A 16740-nucleotide genomic window follows, 5' to 3' on the forward strand; every position below is an offset into this window, starting at 1 on the left:
TGATGCGTCAGGCGCCGTGCGGCACGCTTGTGCCGTCGCGGCCGGCCACGAGTCCGAGTTGCTGGTTGGCAGGCACCGCGATATCGATCAGCTTCGGTCGCGGTAGATTCAGTTCACGCATCATGGCGATGAACTCCTCGCGCGATCGGCCCGCGATGCGGCTGTTGCTCGCGCGCTCCTGACCGATCGTGGATGCCGTGCGGCCCTTGTAGTCATGCGCGGGATAGACCTGCGTATCGTCGGGCAGGCGGAAGAGTTTCTGTGTCAGGCTGTCGAACAAGGTGCCTGCATCGCCCGACTGGAAATCCGTGCGGCCGCAGCCGTCGATCAACAAGGCATCGCCGGTAAAGATCCGGCGCACCACGCCATCGGCCGTCGTTTCTTCCCACAGGTAACTCATGCTGCCAGCCGTATGTCCCGGCGTATGGATCGCGCGCAACACCTGACTGCCGAACGAAATGGAGTCGCCATCGATCAATTGCTTGCTGGCGGGCTTGATGTCGCAACCGGACGGCGCTGCGGTGCTGGCGCCGGTCAGCGCGGCCAGTTGCCCGGCGGACGTGATGTGATCGGCATGCGCATGGGTTTCGATAATCCAGACGACCTTGGCGCCGGTGTCTTTCAGCACGGCAAGGTCGCGTTCGGACTGGCAATCGACCGGATCGATCAGGACCGCCTCATGCGTGGCGGCATCGATCAGCAGGTAGGTGAACGTGCAGGAGACGTCGTCGAACAACTGGTGAAAGGTCTGCATGGCCGCTTTCTTTTGGAGACTGATGTTATTGGCAAATCTTGTCGGCAACCCGAAAGTGCTTCCATCATATACGGCGGCCTGCCATTCACTATGATCGTCAGCATTCGACGATATTCACCGCCAGCCCGCCGCGCGCCGTTTCCTTGTACTTCGTTTTCATGTCTGCGCCGGTCTCGCGCATCGTCTTGATGACCGAGTCGAGCGACACATAGTGTGTGCCATCGCCCCGCAGCGCCATGCGCGCGGCGTTCACGGCCTTGACGGACGCCATCGCGTTGCGTTCGATGCACGGGATCTGCACCAGTCCGCCCACGGGATCGCACGTCAATCCGAGGTTGTGCTCCATGCCGATCTCGGCGGCGTTCTCCACCTGTTCCGGTGTGCCGCCAAGTACCGCAGCCAGCGCACCGGCCGCCATCGAGCACGCTACGCCAACCTCGCCCTGGCAGCCCACTTCCGCACCGGAGATCGACGCGTTGAGTTTGTAGAGCAGGCCGATGGCACCAGCGGTCAGCAGGAAATCCGCCGCGCCCTGAGGACTCGCGCCGGGCACGAAGCGATCGTAGTAGTGCAGCACGGCGGGGATGATGCCTGCGGCGCCATTCGTGGGTGCGGTCACGACACGTCCACCCGCTGCGTTTTCCTCGTTGACGGCCATCGCGTAGAGGTTGACCCAGTCCATGACGGTGAGCGGATCGGACAACGTACGCTCCGCGCGCAACGTCAGGTTGCGATACAACTCGGGCGCACGCCGCTTCACCTTGAACGGACCGGGCAGTTCGCCCTCGGTGCGGCAACCGCGCGCCACGCATTGCTGCATGACGTCCCAGATATGCAGCAGGCCATCGGTGACCTCGGTGTGCGAGCGCCACGTCAGTTCGTTCTCCAGCATGAGTTGTGCGATGGACTTGCCGCTCGCATGCGCCATCTCGAGCATCGCCTTGCCACTGCGGAACGGATGCGGCAACTGATTCTCCGCAGTCTGCAACTGCGTATTGGGTGCGCCGGCCGTGACGACAAAGCCACCGCCCACTGACAGGTAGCGCGCTTCACGTAGCGGGTTGCCCTCGGCATCGTAGGCGTGGAACTTCATGCCGTTCGGATGCTCGGCCATCGCTTCGCGTCGATAGAACACGATGTGCTCGCGTTCCACGAACGGTACCGTGTGCTTGCCCAGCAGCGTCAGCAGCTTGCTGCGGCGCATCGCGGAGAGCTTCTCGTCGATGCCTTCGGGATCGACGGTATCGGGCGCCTCGCCCATGAGCCCGAGAATCACGCCCTTGTCGGTGCCGTGTCCCTTGCCGGTGGCGCCCAGCGAGCCATACAGTTCGGCACGCACGCTCGCTACTTGCGGCAACAACCCATCGCGCTCCAGACCATGCGCGAACATCAGCGCGGCGCGCATCGGTCCCACGGTGTGGGAACTCGACGGGCCGATGCCTACCTTGAACAGATCGAAAACACTGACTGCCACGGCTGACTCCAGATGCGAAGACGGCGCGCCGCCGGCACGCCGTCAGGGGCCGCCCACGATTCGGAAATCAGGGCGGCAGGGGACTTTTCAACTTTTCTTATCGAGCCGGAGTGCTTACGCCTCTTCAGCGTACTCGCTCATCGGCACGCACGAGCAGAACAGATTGCGGTCGCCATACACGTTGTCCGCACGGCCAACCGGCGGCCAGTACTTCTGCGTGCGCAGCGACGCCACCGGATAGGCGGCTTCCTCGCGCGTGTACTTGCGCGTCCACTCGTTGGCCGTGATCACGTTGGCCGTGTGCGGCGCGTGCTTGAGCGGATTGTCTTCACGGTCGAAGCTGCCGTCCTCGACGCGCGCAATTTCGCCACGGATGGCAATCATGGCGTCGATGAAGCGGTCGAGTTCGGACAGGGCCTCGCTTTCGGTCGGCTCGATCATCAGCGTGCCCGGCACCGGGAAGCTCATGGTCGGGGCATGGAAGCCGTAGTCCATCAGCCGTTTGGCGACGTCTTCGTTCGAGATGCCCGTGCTCTTCTGCAGCGGACGCAGGTCGAGAATGCACTCGTGCGCCACCAGACCACCCTGACCCGCGTACAACACCGGATAGTGCGGCGACAGACGCTTGGCCACGTAGTTGGCCGTCAGGATCGCGTTCTCGGTGGCGGCGGTCAGGCCGGTCGAGCCCATCATCGCCACGTACATCCACGAAATCGGCAGGATGCTGGCCGAGCCGAACGGCGCGGCGGAGACTCCGCCGATGCCGTTGTCGTCGCGGCGATAGCCAACGCTGTCCTGGTTCGGCAGGAAGTCGGCAAGGTGCGCGCCCACTGCCACCGGACCCACGCCCGGTCCGCCACCGCCGTGCGGAATGCAGAACGTCTTGTGCAGGTTCAGGTGGGAGACGTCACCGCCGAACTGTCCCGGTGCGGCCACGCCGACCATTGCGTTCATGTTCGCGCCATCCACGTAGACCTGGCCGCCGTGCTTGTGCACGATGTCGCAGATCTGCTGCACGCCCTGTTCGAACACGCCGTGCGTGGACGGGTACGTGATCATGATCGCAGCGAGGTTCTTGCTGTGCTGTTCGGCCTTCTTCGCCAGATCCACGAGGTCGACGTTGCCGTTCTCGTCACAGGCCACAACCACCACCTTCATGCCGGCCATCTGTGCCGATGCCGGGTTCGTGCCGTGCGCGGAGGAGGGGATCAGGCAGATGTCGCGATGGCTCTCGCCACGGCTTGCGTGGTAGGCGTGGATGATCAGCAGGCCAGCGTACTCGCCTTGCGAGCCCGCGTTCGGCTGCAGGCTCACGGCGGCGTAGCCCGTGGCGGCGCAGAGCATGGCTTCGAGCTGGTCGATCATCTCGCGATAGCCCACGGTCTGGTCGAGCGGTGCGAACGGGTGGATGTTGCTGAACTCGGGCCACGTCACCGGCAGCATTTCGCTGGTGGCGTTGAGCTTCATCGTGCAGGAGCCCAGCGGAATCATCGTGCGGTCCAGCGCCAGGTCCTTGTCGGCCAGCGAGCGCAGGTAACGCAGCATTTCGTGCTCGGCGTGGTGCGTGTTGAACACCGGGTGCGTCAGGTAAGCGCTCTGGCGCGAGAGTGCGGCCGGGAAGCCGTCGGCCACCGTTGCTTCTACGTCATCGAACTTCGGCACGGTCTTGCCATGCGCGAAGATTTCCCACAGCGCCACCACGTCATCGCGCGACGCGGTTTCGTCGAACGAGATGCCGATGCGCGTGCCGCCTGCATGACGCAGGTTGATGCCGCGCTGCGTGGCGGACGCGTGGAATGCGTCGGTGTTGAAGCCGGTGTCGAGCGTGATCGTGTCGAAGAACGTCGTGTTCAGCGGCGTGTGGCCGAGTGCCTTGAGGCCGGCAGCCAGCGTGGCGGTCAGGCGATGCACGCGTTGCGCGATGCGCTTGAGACCCTGTGGACCATGGTAGACCGCGTACATCGACGCCATGATGGCCAGCAGTGCCTGCGCCGTGCAGATATTCGACGTGGCCTTCTCGCGGCGGATGTGCTGCTCGCGCGTCTGCAGCGCCAGGCGGTATGCCTTGTTGCCTTGCGCGTCGATGGTCACGCCGACGAGGCGGCCCGGCATCGAACGCTTGAATTCGTCGCGCACGGCCATATAGCCGGCGTGCGGGCCGCCGAAACCGAGCGGCACGCCAAAGCGCTGCGTGTTGCCCACGGCCACGTCCGCGCCCCATTCGCCCGGTGCGGCGAGCAGCGTCAGCGCCAGCAGGTCGGCGGCGGCTACCACGCGCGCGCCGGAGGCATGCACGGCTTCGGCAATCGCGCGGTAGTCGGCCACGTCGCCGTTCACGCCAGGGTACTGCAGCAGCACGCCGAACGCCTCCGCCTTCGCGGCTTCGGCTGCGGGGCCAACCTTGATTTCGATGCCCATCGGCTCGGCGCGGGTGCGTACCACTTCCAGCGTCTGCGGCAGCACGTCGTCGGCCACGAAGAACGTGTTCGATGCATGCTTGTTGACGCGCTGCAGCAGCGTCATGGCTTCGGCGGCGGCGGTGCCTTCGTCCAGCATCGACGCATTGGCGATGTCCATGCCGGTCAGGTCCGTCAGCATCTGCTGGAAGTTCAGCAGGGCTTCGAGACGGCCCTGCGAGATCTCAGGCTGGTACGGGGTGTAGGCGGTGTACCACGCCGGGTTTTCAAACACGTTGCGCAGGATGACCCCGGGCGTGAGCGTGTTGTAGTACCCCTGCCCGATGAAGCTCTTGAGCACGCGGTTCTTGCTGGCCAGGCCGCGCAGCTTGGCCAGCGCGGTTTCCTCGGTCAGCGGGGCGGTGAATTCGCCCAGCGACATGCCATCGCGGCGACGGATGGCGGCAGGCACCACGGCATCGATCAGCGCGGCGGTGCTGTGGAAACCGAGCAGCTTGAGCATGTGCTGCTGTTCGGCGGTATCGGGCCCGATATGGCGGGCGGCGAAGGCGTCGCGCGCCTCCAGTTCGGCCAGCGTGGGCCGTGCAGCTTGGGCGGCAGCGTTCATGGGAAACGGGGCGTTCATGGCAAGGAAATCTCGTGGAGCGCGCGGGGCAGGTGGTCAGCCTGCCGCCACGCGCGGCATCGGACAATCAGCGCGATCAGGCGCCGACGCTGGCCTTGTAGGCGTCGACGTTCATCAGGCCGTTCACATCGTCGCCGTTGGCCGGCTTGATCTTGAACAGCCACGCGTCGAAGGCGTTGGCATTGACCGATTCCGGCGATGCCGAAGCCGCGTCGTTAATGGCGATGACTTCGCCGGCCACCGGGGCGTAGATGTCGGAAGCCGCCTTCACGGACTCCACCACGGCCAGCGCGTCGCCTGCGCCAACCGACTTGCCCACTTCGGGCAGTTCCAGGAAAACGATGTCGCCCAGCGCGTCTTGTGCGTGGTCGGTGATGCCGATGGTCAGCGTGCCGTCGGCTTCGACGCGCACCCATTCGTGCGACTCGGTGTACTTCAGGTCAGCGGGGAAATTCATGAGGGTTCTCCGGGATACAGTGTGTTTCTTGTTTCATTCACCCGCCCGCGGCATGTGGGCTCGAGCGGAACGGGTGGAAGGGCGACCGTTGGTGTGAAGCGGGGGCCGATGCCTCAGCTCACGAGTGCCTTGCCATTGCGCACAAACGGCAGTTTAACCACAGTCGCGGTCAGTTTGCGGTCGCGGATCTCTACCTGGACTTCCGCACCCGGCACGATGTCCTTCGGCAGACTGGCAAAGGCAATGGACTGGGACAGCGACGGGCTGAATGTGCCGCTGGTGATTTCGCCGTCGCCGGATGCGGTGACGACTTTCTGGTGCGCGCGCAGCACGCCGCCCTTGTCGCGCAGGATCAGGCCCAGGAACGCGCGTTTCTGGCCGCCAGCGGTCAGCGCAGCCTTGCCGGTGAAGTCGCGTTCGCTTTGCAGATCGACCGTCCACGACAGCCCGGCGTCGAGCGGCGACGTATGGATGTCCATGTCCTGGCCGTACAGGTTCATGCCGGCTTCCAGGCGCAGGGTGTCGCGTGCGCCCAGGCCGGCAGGCTTCACACCGGCTGCCACGAGTTTTTCCCAGATACCGGCGACGTTCTCGGCCGGCACCACCAGTTCGAAGCCGTCTTCGCCGGTATAGCCCGTGCGCGCCACCATCAGTTCGCCCATGGCCGGGTCCTGCACGACCAGCGCGTTGAATGGCTTGAGGGCATCGGCGGGCTGGGTGGAGGGGAAGGCTGCATAGACTTTGGCGCGTGCGTTCGGACCCTGCACGGCGACGATGGCCAGTGCGCTGGACCCTGCTGGTGCCACGTCACCACGGCGCGGGTTGATAGTCACGCCGCTGCCGGTCTCGCTGTTGCGCGAACGGATCCATTCGATATCGCCGACGGCCGTGCTCGCATTGACCACGAGCCGGAAATAATCCTCGGCAAAGAAGTAGACGATCAGGTCGTCGATGACACCGCCTTTCTCGTCGAGCATGCAGGAATACAGGGCCTTGCCCGGTGTCTGGAGCTTGTCGACGTTGTTGGCCAGCAGGCCGCGCAGGAAGGTGCGGGTGTTCGCGCCATGGAGATCGACCACGCACATGTGCGAGACGTCGAACATGCCGGCGTCCGAGCGGACTGCGTTGTGTTCCTCGATCTGGGAGCCGTAGTTGACCGGCATGTCCCAACCGCCAAAATCGACCATGCGGGCGCCGAGGGCGCGATGAATGGCGTTGAGGGGCGTGGCCTGGAGCGTCATGGATATCCTCGGGCAATTCGAAAACGAAAAAAGGGTCACCCGCCGCATGCCGGCCGCACCAATGTGCAACCAGTCCGCTGCGGCGGATGACCCCTCTGTCCTCGATACCTGAGAGATTACGAAGCCGTGGCTCCGTGCGCCCCTTCGGTGGACATGCTCGCCGGCCTTCCAGCCGCGGCGGATGTCGCTCTCCAGAGTGCGGCATGCATCGTGTGCATGTTGCATGCCGATCCGACCGGTCCATGGTGCCTGAGAGTTTTCGGGTGATTCCCCTTCGGCGGCGCAATGCGTGATGCGCGCTCTCCCGGTCAGATGCGCGTGAATGTACGGGAGCGGTCTGGCTTTGTCAAACCGTCCCGTCGCGCGCTGCGGTCCCCCGTTCGGTCAGCGGTTGTCCTTGGTTACGACATTGCCGATGACGCCACCGGCAGCCGCGCCGCCGATCGTACCCAAGGCGCTGCCGTTGGTCAGCACCGCGCCGCCGAGCGCGCCCGCACCGGCGCCGATGGCGGTATTCCGTTGCTTCGGCGTCATGTCCGCGCAACCGGCAAAGCCGACCAGCGTAGCGCCGATCAGCGCGACTTTCGAGAGCGTGCGAAGGGTGTTCATGATTGGCTCCTTGATTCGAATGGATTCCGATACGTTCCGATATCCGGAAGGTTTGCCGCGCACCGTTGTGACTGCCAACCTGCTCGGCCGTACGGGAGAGAGGCAAACTCCATGCCCCGTCACCAGGCAGGGCCCGCCCGATTTACGATTGTTACCAGCGTGAAACGGGTGCCGTCGGACACCCTCCGACAGGCCCTGTCAGCCACCTTGCCGCGTGGTAGCATCGTCGCCTTCGGCGCGTGGCTGACCGCGTGCCGAGTTCGGCATTTCCGCCCTTCCCGGTTCTCGTCCCCGCTTTCCTCTTCCCGCCCCATGACCCACGGACTCAACGCCGCGCAATCCGAAGCCGTTCGCTATCTGGACGGCCCTTGCCTTGTGCTGGCCGGGGCGGGTTCCGGCAAGACGCGCGTGATCACGCAGAAAATTGCGCATCTGATCGAGGACAAGGGGTTCGAGCCGCGTCACATTGCTGCCGTCACGTTCACGAACAAGGCGGCCAAGGAGATGCAGGAGCGCATCAGCAAGCTCATGGAGGGAAAGACCACGCGCGAAGGGAAGCGTATTCCACTCAAGCAGCTGACCGTTTGTACGTTTCACTCGCTCGGCGTGCAAATTCTGCGCATGGAAGCCGAGCATGTGGGCCTGAAGCCGCAATTCTCGATCATGGATTCGGACGACTGCTTCGGACTCGTGCAGGAGCAGTTGAGTACCACCGACAAGAAACTGATCCGCAGCGTGCAGAACACGATTTCGCTGTGGAAGAACGGCATGGTCGATCCCGAGACCGCGCTCGCGCAGGCCGCCACGGCCGACGAGCACCAGGCCGCCATGGTCTATCGCGCGTACGTGGCGACGCTGCATGCGTACCAGGCGGTGGACTTCGACGATCTGATCCGGCTCCCGGCCGAACTGTTCGCGCGCGATGAAGCCGTGCGTCTGAAATGGCAGAACCGGCTGCGCTACTTCCTCGTGGACGAATACCAGGACACCAACGCGTGCCAGTACCAGTTGCTGAAGCTACTGGCCGGTGGGTCGCATCTGCGCGCGCCGGCGTTCACTGCAGTGGGGGATGACGATCAGGCGATCTATGGCTGGCGCGGCGCCACGCTCGACAACCTGAAGCTGCTGCAGACCGATTTCCCCGACCTCAAGGTCGTGAAGCTCGAACAGAACTACCGCTCGACGGTGCGCATCCTGGAAGCGGCCAACGCGGTCATCGCCAACAATCCGAAACTGTTCGACAAGAAACTGTGGTCGGAGCACGGCATGGGCGACCCCATCGCCGTGCATCCGATGAACGATGAAGAGCACGAGGCCGAGTCCGTAGTGTTCCGGCTGTCGGCACACAAGTTCGAGCGGCGCGCGCAGTTTCGCGACTACGCCATCCTGTATCGCGGCAACCATCAGGCGCGGCTGTTCGAGCAGATCCTGCGGCGCGAGCGCATTCCGTATGTGCTGTCAGGTGGACAGAGTTTCTTCGACAAGGCCGAGATCAAGGACATCTGCGCGTATCTGCGATTGATCGCGAATCCCGATGACGATCCCGCATTCATCCGCGCCATCACTACGCCGCGTCGTGGCGTAGGCAATACCACGCTCGAAGTGCTCGGCACGTTTGCGGGGCAGGCCAAGGTGTCCTTGTTCGAAGCAGCGATGATGGGTGGCATCGAGGGCAAGCTGCAGCCGCGCCAGCTGGAACCGCTGCGGCTGTTCTGCGAATCGATGGTGCGGCTGGCAGATCGTGCTGCAAACGATCCGGCCACGGTGGTGCTCGATGACCTGATGGAAGGCATCCACTACGAGGCGTATCTGTACGACACCTTCGACGAACGTCAGGCGCAATCGCGCTGGACCAATACGCTCGAATTCCTCGACTGGCTCAAGCGCAAGGGCACGCGTCCAGAGGTGGAAGGCGAAGCGACGGGTTTCGATACCGCCGACGGTTTTGCCGACGAGGGCAAGAACCTGCTCGAACTGACGCAGACGGTGGCGCTGATGAGCATGCTCGAAGGCCGCGACGAAGATCCCGACGCTGTTCGGCTCTCCACGCTGCATGCATCGAAGGGACTCGAATATCCGCACGTGTTCCTGGTGGGCGTGGAGGAGGGCATCCTGCCCCATTCGCGCGAGGACGAGGAGATGGGCGACGAGAAGATCGAGGAAGAGCGCCGCCTGATGTACGTCGGCATCACGCGCGCCCAGCGCAGCCTGCAGATCAGCTGGTGCAAGAAGCGCAAGCGTGCGCGCGAAACGTATTCCGTGGAGCCGTCGCGCTTTATCGGTGAGATGAAACTGGAAGAGGCCCCAGCAATCGTGGACGAGACGCCGGCCATGAGTCCGAAGGATCGGCTGGCAGGGTTGAAGGCGCTGCTTGGCAAGCCCGCTGTCACTGGCTGAGCGGGCTGATCGGCATCGCCAAGGCCATCGACATGTCCGGTCGTTGATACAAGGCCGACAAGACGCGGCAGCGAGCCCTCCCTACGATAGCCACCGCGCATGCAACATCTCGGCGTTCCATGCGCGACACCGCGCCCGCCCTTCGGTAGCGGTGTGGCTGGGCACATGCGAGCCCGGCTTCTTCCCTGTTGAACGCTCCCGGCTGCGGCAGCACCGGGGGCGTTTTTTTCTTCGGGGTGGCGCGCGGCGCACGTATCAATCCTGATACAAAACCGGCATCGGATGTAATAGCCTGGCTGGTACATTGGCAACTCTCATCCGGGCCGGCGTCTTCGCGGGTCCGCAAGCCCCCTCCCACCTGCACGTTCGCCATGGATTTTTCTCCCGCCCTGACCACCCGCCTGCTGATCGTTGACGACGATCCCCAGATCCGCACCATGCTTGCCGAGTACCTGGCCACGTTCGGCATGGAAGCCCAGGGCGCGGAGGGTGGCGCCGCCATGCGCACCGCGCTGGCGAACCAGCAGTTCGACCTCGTCATCCTGGACCTGTCGCTGCCGGGCGAGAACGGCCTGACGTTGTGCCGCGAGATTCGCGATACGAGCAATGTGCCGGTGATCATGCTGACGGCGCGCGCCGAACTCGCGGATCGCGTGGTCGGGCTCGAAGTCGGGGCCGACGATTATGTGACCAAGCCGTTCGAAATGCGCGAACTGGTGGCGCGTATTCACACCGTGCTCCGGCGCAGCCGCAGCGAATCGCGGCGGCCCGCACCGGCGTCCACGGGACACGAAATGCGCTTCGGCGTGTGGCGCCTGAACACTACGCTGCGCCAGTTGGTGGATGCGGAGGAAACGGTCGTGCCGCTGTCGAATGCGGAATTCCGGCTGCTGCTGACGTTCATCGAGAATCCGAACCGTGTGCTCGACCGCGAGATGCTGATCAACAACGCGCGCGGCCGCGACCTCGACGTGTTTGATCGCAGCATCGACCTGCTGGTATCGCGCCTGCGCCAGAAGCTGCGCGACGATCCGCGCGACTCGGCGCTGATCCGCACCGTGCGCGGCGAGGGGTATGTCTTCACCGTCAACGTGGAGCATTGAACAGCATGGCCGTGGACCCGACTTCGCCGCCAAATGCCGGCGATGCCACGCCGCCGCGTGCGCGTCGTCGTCGTTTCGATTCGATGTTCCTGCGGGTCTTCTTCGTGATGACCGCGATCATGCTCGGCGTGCATGTGCTGGGCGTCACCGTGATCGAGAGCCTGTTCCCGCGTCCCGGCTCCGAACGCTATATGGAGCGCATGCGTCGCGCAGTGGCCGAGGCGGAAGCCAATGGCACGCTGACGACGGATGGCGTGCCGAAGCATCCGCTCGAAGGCATCTTCGCGCCGCCGGGTGGTCCGGGCTTCCTCGATCACGGTCCGGGTTTCGGTCCGCCGTTCGATCCCCATTTCGGGCCCGGTCCGCAAGGTGGTTTCGGGGGCCGCTTCGGCGGTCCACGCGGCAACGAGCCGTTCGATTTCGATGGGCCGCCATTGCATCTGGACGCATTCCGCACACCCAAGCCGGGCGAGCGCATGCCCGGTCCGCCGCAGGGTTTTCACATTCGCGGTATCTGGCCACCGCATCTTGGCCTGCTGTTCCAGCTCGCCGCGATTTTGATCGCTTCGTGGGTCGGGGCGCGGCTGCTGGCACGACCGGTGCAGCAACTGGCGAGTGGTGCGAATCGGCTGGCGCAGGATGTCCACGCGCCACCGCTCGATGAAGAACGCGGACCCGCCGAAGCACGCGATGCCACGCGCGCGCTGAACCTGATGCAGCAACGCATCCGCACGCAACTGGCCCAGCAATCGCGCTTCCTCGCTGCGGTATCGCACGATTTGCGCACGCCGCTGACGCGCATGAGCCTGCGCATCGAACGCATCGAAAGCAATGACGTGCGATATCGCTTGCGTCAGGATCTGACCGAGATGAACGGGCTGATCGATGCCACGTTGTACTACTTGCGCGAGCGCGATGGTGCGACGGGTCCGCGTCAGCGCGTGGATGTGCAGGCGCTGGTGCAGGCAGTGGTCGACGATGCGCAGGAGATCGGGCAGGACGTGCGACTCTCGGGCGAGGCCGCGCCGATGCTCGCCTATCCCGCAGAACTGCGCCGCGCGGTGGTGAACCTCGTGGAGAATGCGCATCGCTATGGCGGCGCCGCGCATATCGTGCTGGCCGATAGTCCGGAACGGGTCACGATCGACGTGTGCGATAACGGTCCCGGCATTCCACCCGCCGAGTTGTCGCGCGTGCTCGAACCGTTCTATCGCGTGGAATCGTCACGCAGCCGCGCCACGGGCGGCGTGGGCATGGGGCTGTCGATCGCGCACGACATCGTGACCCGCCACGGCGGCGAGTTGAAGTTGTCGAACCGGACCGAAGGCGGCCTGCGTGTCAGCATCACGCTGCCGCGCGTATAACGCAGCAGCGGGAAATCATCAGGCCCGCTGCGGCAGGCCGCTCTTGCCGATGGCCGCGAGTTGCACGTATTGCGAGCCACGCAGCCCGCGCGTGAAATCGAGCGTGAAGTCGCCCACGTCGATACGTGCCTGCAAGGCGCGTCGCAACTCGGCCGGGCCCGGTGCTTTCATACCCGTGGCGGCGCGCGTCAGCCACGCGGCGCCGATGTATCCCGCGAGCGTGGCAGGCGAGGGCGGCTCGTCGAGATACTGCTTCATGCGCGCGACGTGCTCCTTGACCACACGCAGCGTGGATTCCTGCGGCCCCGGCGCGATCTGCGTTACCACCATGCCGCCGGCGTAGCTAGCGCCCAGAATCTCGCGCGCGGATGACGGGCTGACCGCAGACAATCCCACCAGAAAGCCAAACCAGTTCTGCGCGGCGAGCGCGCGGCCAAGGCTGCCGTACGCGAGGGTATCGCCCGCCACGATCACCGCGCCGGGACGTGCGGCGGCGATGCGGCGCGCGCTGTCCTCGATGTTGCTACCCAGCGGCACCGCGCGCGTGGCGATGTCTTTCTCCAGGCGTGCCAGCCACGGCGTACCGGTGCCCAAGGCACCGGCCGCGAAGTCCGGCGACACGGCCAGTGCGATGTTGCGCAATCCGTAACTGTGCAACTGGCGCACGGCGGCATCGACCTCGGCCTGATAGTCGGCGCGTGTGAACCAGATGTTCTCGGCGGTCATGGCCAGTCCGGACAACGGCGCAACGAGTTGCACGCCGCGCCGCGTCAGTTCCGAGGCATTCGCCAGCGATGGCAACAGGGCGTCTCCTGTGCCGAACAGCACGTCCGCACGTTCGTTATCGGCCAATGCCACGGCTTGCGCGATGGCATGGCGCGGATTCGGATCGGCATCCCGGATGACATGCACGATGCGTGGCGCGCCCGGTGTCGCCGCGGCATTGAACGCATCGAACAGGACCTTGGCCCCGGCCAGGTAGTCACGCGCGAGATCGGCCTGCGGTCCGATACGATCGACCAGATGCCCGACCACCAGTTGGCGCCTTGCCACGGGTGTGGCGGGTTGCGCCATTGCATTGGGCAGCAGGGCTGCGGTGGACAACGCGCCAAGTGCGAGTAAGGTGCGACGCCGGCCCGTGATCGCTGGTTCGGGTTCGGGCGGGCGCGACGACATCGACTGCGGCAAGGCTGGGCGCATGGCAGCGGGAGCAAAGGAGAGTGGGGGATGGGCTACGAGACATCGAGGCCGGGGCCGAGACTATCGGCCGTTGATGACGCTTGCGTGACTTTTTCCCGACAGAAGCCCCCACCTATTCGGGGGTGGCCGGCGCAGCAGGTCCGTTGTCTTGATTGGCGTCAAAGTTGATAGGGATTGGCGGGCATAGCATCGGTCGGTTAGCCGTGCCTTTACCGAGAACTCGAAAATGTCCGCCCCCACCTCTGCCTCAAACTCCACCAGTCATTCCAACAGCACGGCCTTCGATCGTCGCGCGCTTGCCGACTTCCGCAGCCTGGCCGGGCGCATCGACGGCAACGGTCCCCGCTATACCTCGTATCCCACCGCTGACCGCTTCCATGCTGAAGTGGGTGACGCTGGCTATCTGCGCGCGCTCGACGCCTGCCGCGCCGATGCTCCCGCGCCGTTGTCGCTATATCTGCACATCCCGTTCTGCGAGAACATCTGCTACTACTGCGGCTGCAACAAGATCATCACGAAGGATCACAGCCGCAGCGCACGCTACGTGGACTACCTGGCGCGCGAGATGGCGATGGTGGCGGCACATCTCGGCGAACGACGCGGGGTGATGCAGTCGCACTGGGGCGGCGGCACGCCGACCTTCCTCGATCCTGCCGAAATGCGCGCCGTGATGGCTGCCTTGCATCGACACTTCGAACTGCTGCCCGAAGGCGAGCACTCGATCGAAATCGATCCGCGCCGTGTGACAGACGACCGCATGGCGCTGCTCGCGGAACTGGGGTTCAACCGCATCAGTCTTGGGGTGCAGGATTTCGATCCCGAAGTGCAGCAGGCCATCCATCGGGTGCAGTCTTTCGAGGAAACGCGCGATGTGGTGCTGGCGGCGCGGCGGTTGGGATTCCAGTCTGTCAGCATGGACCTGATCTATGGGCTGCCACACCAGACCACCGCGCGCTTCAACGCCACGGTGGATCGCACCCTCGAGCTGCGCCCCGACCGGCTGTCCGTTTACAGCTACGCGCATCTGCCACATGTATTCAAACCGCAACGCCGTATTGACCAAAATGCACTGCCGCCAGCCGGCGAAAAGCTCGATATCCTCGTCTCGACCATCGAACTCCTGACCGCAGCCGGCTACGTCTATATCGGCATGGACCATTTCGCGTTGCCCGGAGATGACCTCGCCGTCGCGCAGCGGGAAGGGCGGCTGCAGCGCAATTTCCAGGGCTACGCCACGCACGCGGGCTATGACCAGCTTGGGCTCGGTGTGTCGGCCATCGGTGCGGTGGCGGGGCACTACGTGCAGAATGCCCGGACCACCGACGACTACTACGCCGCGCTGGACGCGGGCCGCCTGCCGATCGTGCGCGGCTTCGAGACGTCGGCCGAGGACCATCTGCGCCGCAAGATCATCGGCGCGCTGATGTGCAACGGCACGCTCGACATTGCCGCAATCGAGGCCGAGCACGATATCGACTTCGCCACCAAGTTCGCAGTCGAGTTGGCCGAACTCGACCGATTGGCCGTGGAGAACCTGGTGCGCCGCACATCGGACCGTATCGACATCACCACACTGGGCCGTCTGCTGGTGCGTCGCGTGGCCATGGTGTTCGACCAGTACCTGCGGCAGGATGCCCGACATCCCCGGCCTGCACCGGCCGCGAATGATGCCAAGGCCGTTCCGATCCAGCGCTATTCGCGCGTGGTCTGAATCCCGATCCGCACAGGCCAGAAAGCAAAAAGCCCGCGAAGCAATTCGCGGGCTTTTTTTTCTGCCGGTGCGGCGGATTACTTGGCGGCGTTCGCCATGTAGTCCGATGCAGCGATCACGTCTGCGTCGGGGCCGGCATAGCCACCCTTCGGCGGCATGATGCCCTTGCCCTTGAGTGCATAGTTGTGCACGACATCCATGCCTTCCTTGAGGCGCGGCGCCCAGGCAGCCTTGTCACCGAACTTGGGTGCACCGGCGACGCCGGCGGCATGGCAGGCCGCACAGACTTGCTCGTAGACCTTCTTGCCAACCTCGGCGGAAGCCGCGGCTGGGGCAGCCGGAGCGGCAGCGGCAGCGGCAGGAGCGGGGGCCGGGGCTGCGGCAGCAGCAGGCGCGGCGGCGGCAGGGGCCTCGGGTGCGGAAGCAGCGGCTTGCGCGGGTGCGCCCTGGGCCGGTGCGGCGGGTTCCGGGAATTTGGCGCCGCCAGCATCGGCCATGTAGACCACGGCGCGAGCCAGTTCGTAGTCGCTGAAATCGTCCGGCGATGTGCCGGCACGCGGAGGCATCGCCCCCTTGCCGTTGACCACGGCCTTCATCAGGCCGTCGAAGCCTTGGCCGATGCGCGCGGTCCAGTCGCCGGCCACGCCGAACTTCGGTGCGCCCGCAGCGCCGGTGGCGTGGCAGGCTGCGCAGACTTCCTTGTAGACCTGTTCGCCCGTCTTGAAGACGCGCGGCGCGCTGGGGTCCTTGATTTCCAGCGACGCGACGGGGGCAATGCGGGTATTGACCGCTTCTGCAGTCTGGGTCGAGCCGGCGCCCTCGAGGGTGCCATGGCCCACAAAATTCACTAACAGGATGATGACGATGATCGGCACCAGGAAGGCGGCGATCACAACAGCGACTAGTTGCTTGGGTGTCTTGATTGGCGACTCGTGGTGGTCGTTTTCTTGATGGACGTCACTCATACAGAACTCTCGATTTTGCGGGAAACCGTTTGCACAGCTCGTTGGGGGCGGCTTGCTTGTCTGGACCCTGTTTCGGGGGTGAATCTGTCGGCTATCGCGCCCGGGGCCATCTCCTGCCCCGCTACGTCTCTGTTACGACGCAAATAGCTGCCGATTATAGACCCAAGACCTTGGTGCAGGTGTCAAAAGCGGCGATTCAGAGACCCGTGATAACCCCTCCCCCGACACCCATCGGCGCATCCCTCATGGACGGCCACTGCCAAGTCGGGTATCCTATGCGACTTTCCGGCGCCGGCATCCGTCCGACGCCAAGCCAGACACATCGCGCCCGTAGCTCAATGGATAGAGTACTGCCCTCCGAAGGCAGGGGTTGCTGGTTCGATCCCAGCCGGGCGCACCACGGTTTTTCTGATTGATTCCCCA

Annotated in this window: 12 protein-coding genes, 1 tRNA gene and 2 riboswitches; of the genes, 5 read left to right on the top strand and 8 right to left on the bottom strand. The window is 64.6% G+C overall.

The window, feature by feature from the left end:
* Window positions 1-7: 7 nt before the first annotated feature.
* The 6 genes from ABDB81_RS19180 to ABDB81_RS19205 form a co-directional block, all read right to left on the bottom strand.
* A complete protein-coding gene (locus ABDB81_RS19180) occupies window positions 8-754 on the bottom strand; it encodes an MBL fold metallo-hydrolase (RefSeq protein ID WP_346812926.1) in 747 nt (248 codons plus the stop codon).
* 97 nt (window positions 755-851) lie between these two features.
* Window positions 852-2228, bottom strand: coding sequence for an L-serine ammonia-lyase (locus ABDB81_RS19185; protein WP_346812927.1), 1377 nt, complete (start codon window positions 2226-2228; stop codon window positions 852-854).
* Between the two features lie 114 nt (window positions 2229-2342).
* On the bottom strand, window positions 2343-5270 hold the full coding sequence (gcvP, locus tag ABDB81_RS19190) for an aminomethyl-transferring glycine dehydrogenase (RefSeq protein WP_346812928.1): 2928 nt from the start codon (window positions 5268-5270) through the stop codon (window positions 2343-2345).
* A gap of 76 nt (window positions 5271-5346) precedes the next feature.
* Window positions 5347-5727 carry a glycine cleavage system protein GcvH gene (gcvH, locus tag ABDB81_RS19195; RefSeq protein ID WP_137927966.1) on the bottom strand — a complete coding sequence of 127 codons (381 nt, stop codon included), beginning with the start codon at window positions 5725-5727 and terminating at the stop codon, window positions 5347-5349.
* Between the two features lie 113 nt (window positions 5728-5840).
* The gene (gene gcvT / locus ABDB81_RS19200) at window positions 5841-6968 is read right to left on the bottom strand and encodes a glycine cleavage system aminomethyltransferase GcvT (protein ID WP_137927965.1); all 1128 of its coding nucleotides are present in this window, start codon (window positions 6966-6968) and stop codon (window positions 5841-5843) included.
* 85 nt (window positions 6969-7053) lie between these two features.
* Window positions 7054-7173, bottom strand: a riboswitch (glycine riboswitch).
* Between the two features lie 21 nt (window positions 7174-7194).
* Window positions 7195-7285: riboswitch (glycine riboswitch) on the bottom strand.
* A gap of 67 nt (window positions 7286-7352) precedes the next feature.
* On the bottom strand, window positions 7353-7577 hold the full coding sequence (locus ABDB81_RS19205) for a glycine zipper 2TM domain-containing protein (RefSeq protein ID WP_137927964.1): 225 nt from the start codon (window positions 7575-7577) through the stop codon (window positions 7353-7355).
* A 312-nt stretch (window positions 7578-7889) separates the two neighbouring features.
* Between ABDB81_RS19205 and ABDB81_RS19210 the strand changes: the two genes are divergently transcribed.
* From ABDB81_RS19210 to ABDB81_RS19220, 3 genes are all read left to right on the top strand, one after another.
* Window positions 7890-9974, top strand: a complete 2085-nt coding sequence (locus tag ABDB81_RS19210) for a UvrD-helicase domain-containing protein (RefSeq protein WP_346812929.1) — start codon at window positions 7890-7892, stop codon at window positions 9972-9974.
* A gap of 371 nt (window positions 9975-10345) precedes the next feature.
* The gene (locus ABDB81_RS19215) at window positions 10346-11077 is read left to right on the top strand and encodes a response regulator transcription factor (protein WP_137927962.1); all 732 of its coding nucleotides are present in this window, start codon (window positions 10346-10348) and stop codon (window positions 11075-11077) included.
* Window positions 11078-11082: 5 nt separating this feature from the next.
* Window positions 11083-12441 (top strand): ATP-binding protein, encoded by a 1359-nt coding sequence (locus ABDB81_RS19220; protein WP_249359722.1) that lies wholly within the window; start codon window positions 11083-11085, stop codon window positions 12439-12441.
* An 18-nt stretch (window positions 12442-12459) separates the two neighbouring features.
* Here ABDB81_RS19220 and ABDB81_RS19225 read toward each other — a convergent pair whose 3' ends face one another.
* Window positions 12460-13617: an ABC transporter substrate-binding protein gene (locus ABDB81_RS19225; protein WP_249359721.1), complete on the bottom strand. Its 1158-nt coding sequence runs from the start codon at window positions 13615-13617 to the stop codon at window positions 12460-12462.
* A 250-nt stretch (window positions 13618-13867) separates the two neighbouring features.
* Between ABDB81_RS19225 and hemN the strand changes: the two genes are divergently transcribed.
* Window positions 13868-15352 (top strand): oxygen-independent coproporphyrinogen III oxidase, encoded by a 1485-nt coding sequence (gene hemN / locus ABDB81_RS19230; RefSeq protein ID WP_346812930.1) that lies wholly within the window; start codon window positions 13868-13870, stop codon window positions 15350-15352.
* Between the two features lie 77 nt (window positions 15353-15429).
* On the opposite strand, the gene ABDB81_RS19235 is transcribed toward hemN, so the two are convergent.
* Complete coding sequence (locus ABDB81_RS19235) at window positions 15430-16317, bottom strand: c-type cytochrome (protein ID WP_346812931.1); 888 nt, start codon at window positions 16315-16317, stop codon at window positions 15430-15432.
* A 324-nt stretch (window positions 16318-16641) separates the two neighbouring features.
* Between ABDB81_RS19235 and ABDB81_RS19240 the strand changes: the two genes are divergently transcribed.
* Window positions 16642-16717, top strand: a tRNA-Arg gene (locus ABDB81_RS19240).
* The last annotated feature ends 23 nt before the right edge of the window (window positions 16718-16740 follow it).

It is taken from the genome of Cupriavidus sp. DL-D2 (genome assembly GCF_039710735.1).
GTDB lineage: Bacteria > Pseudomonadota > Gammaproteobacteria > Burkholderiales > Burkholderiaceae > Cupriavidus.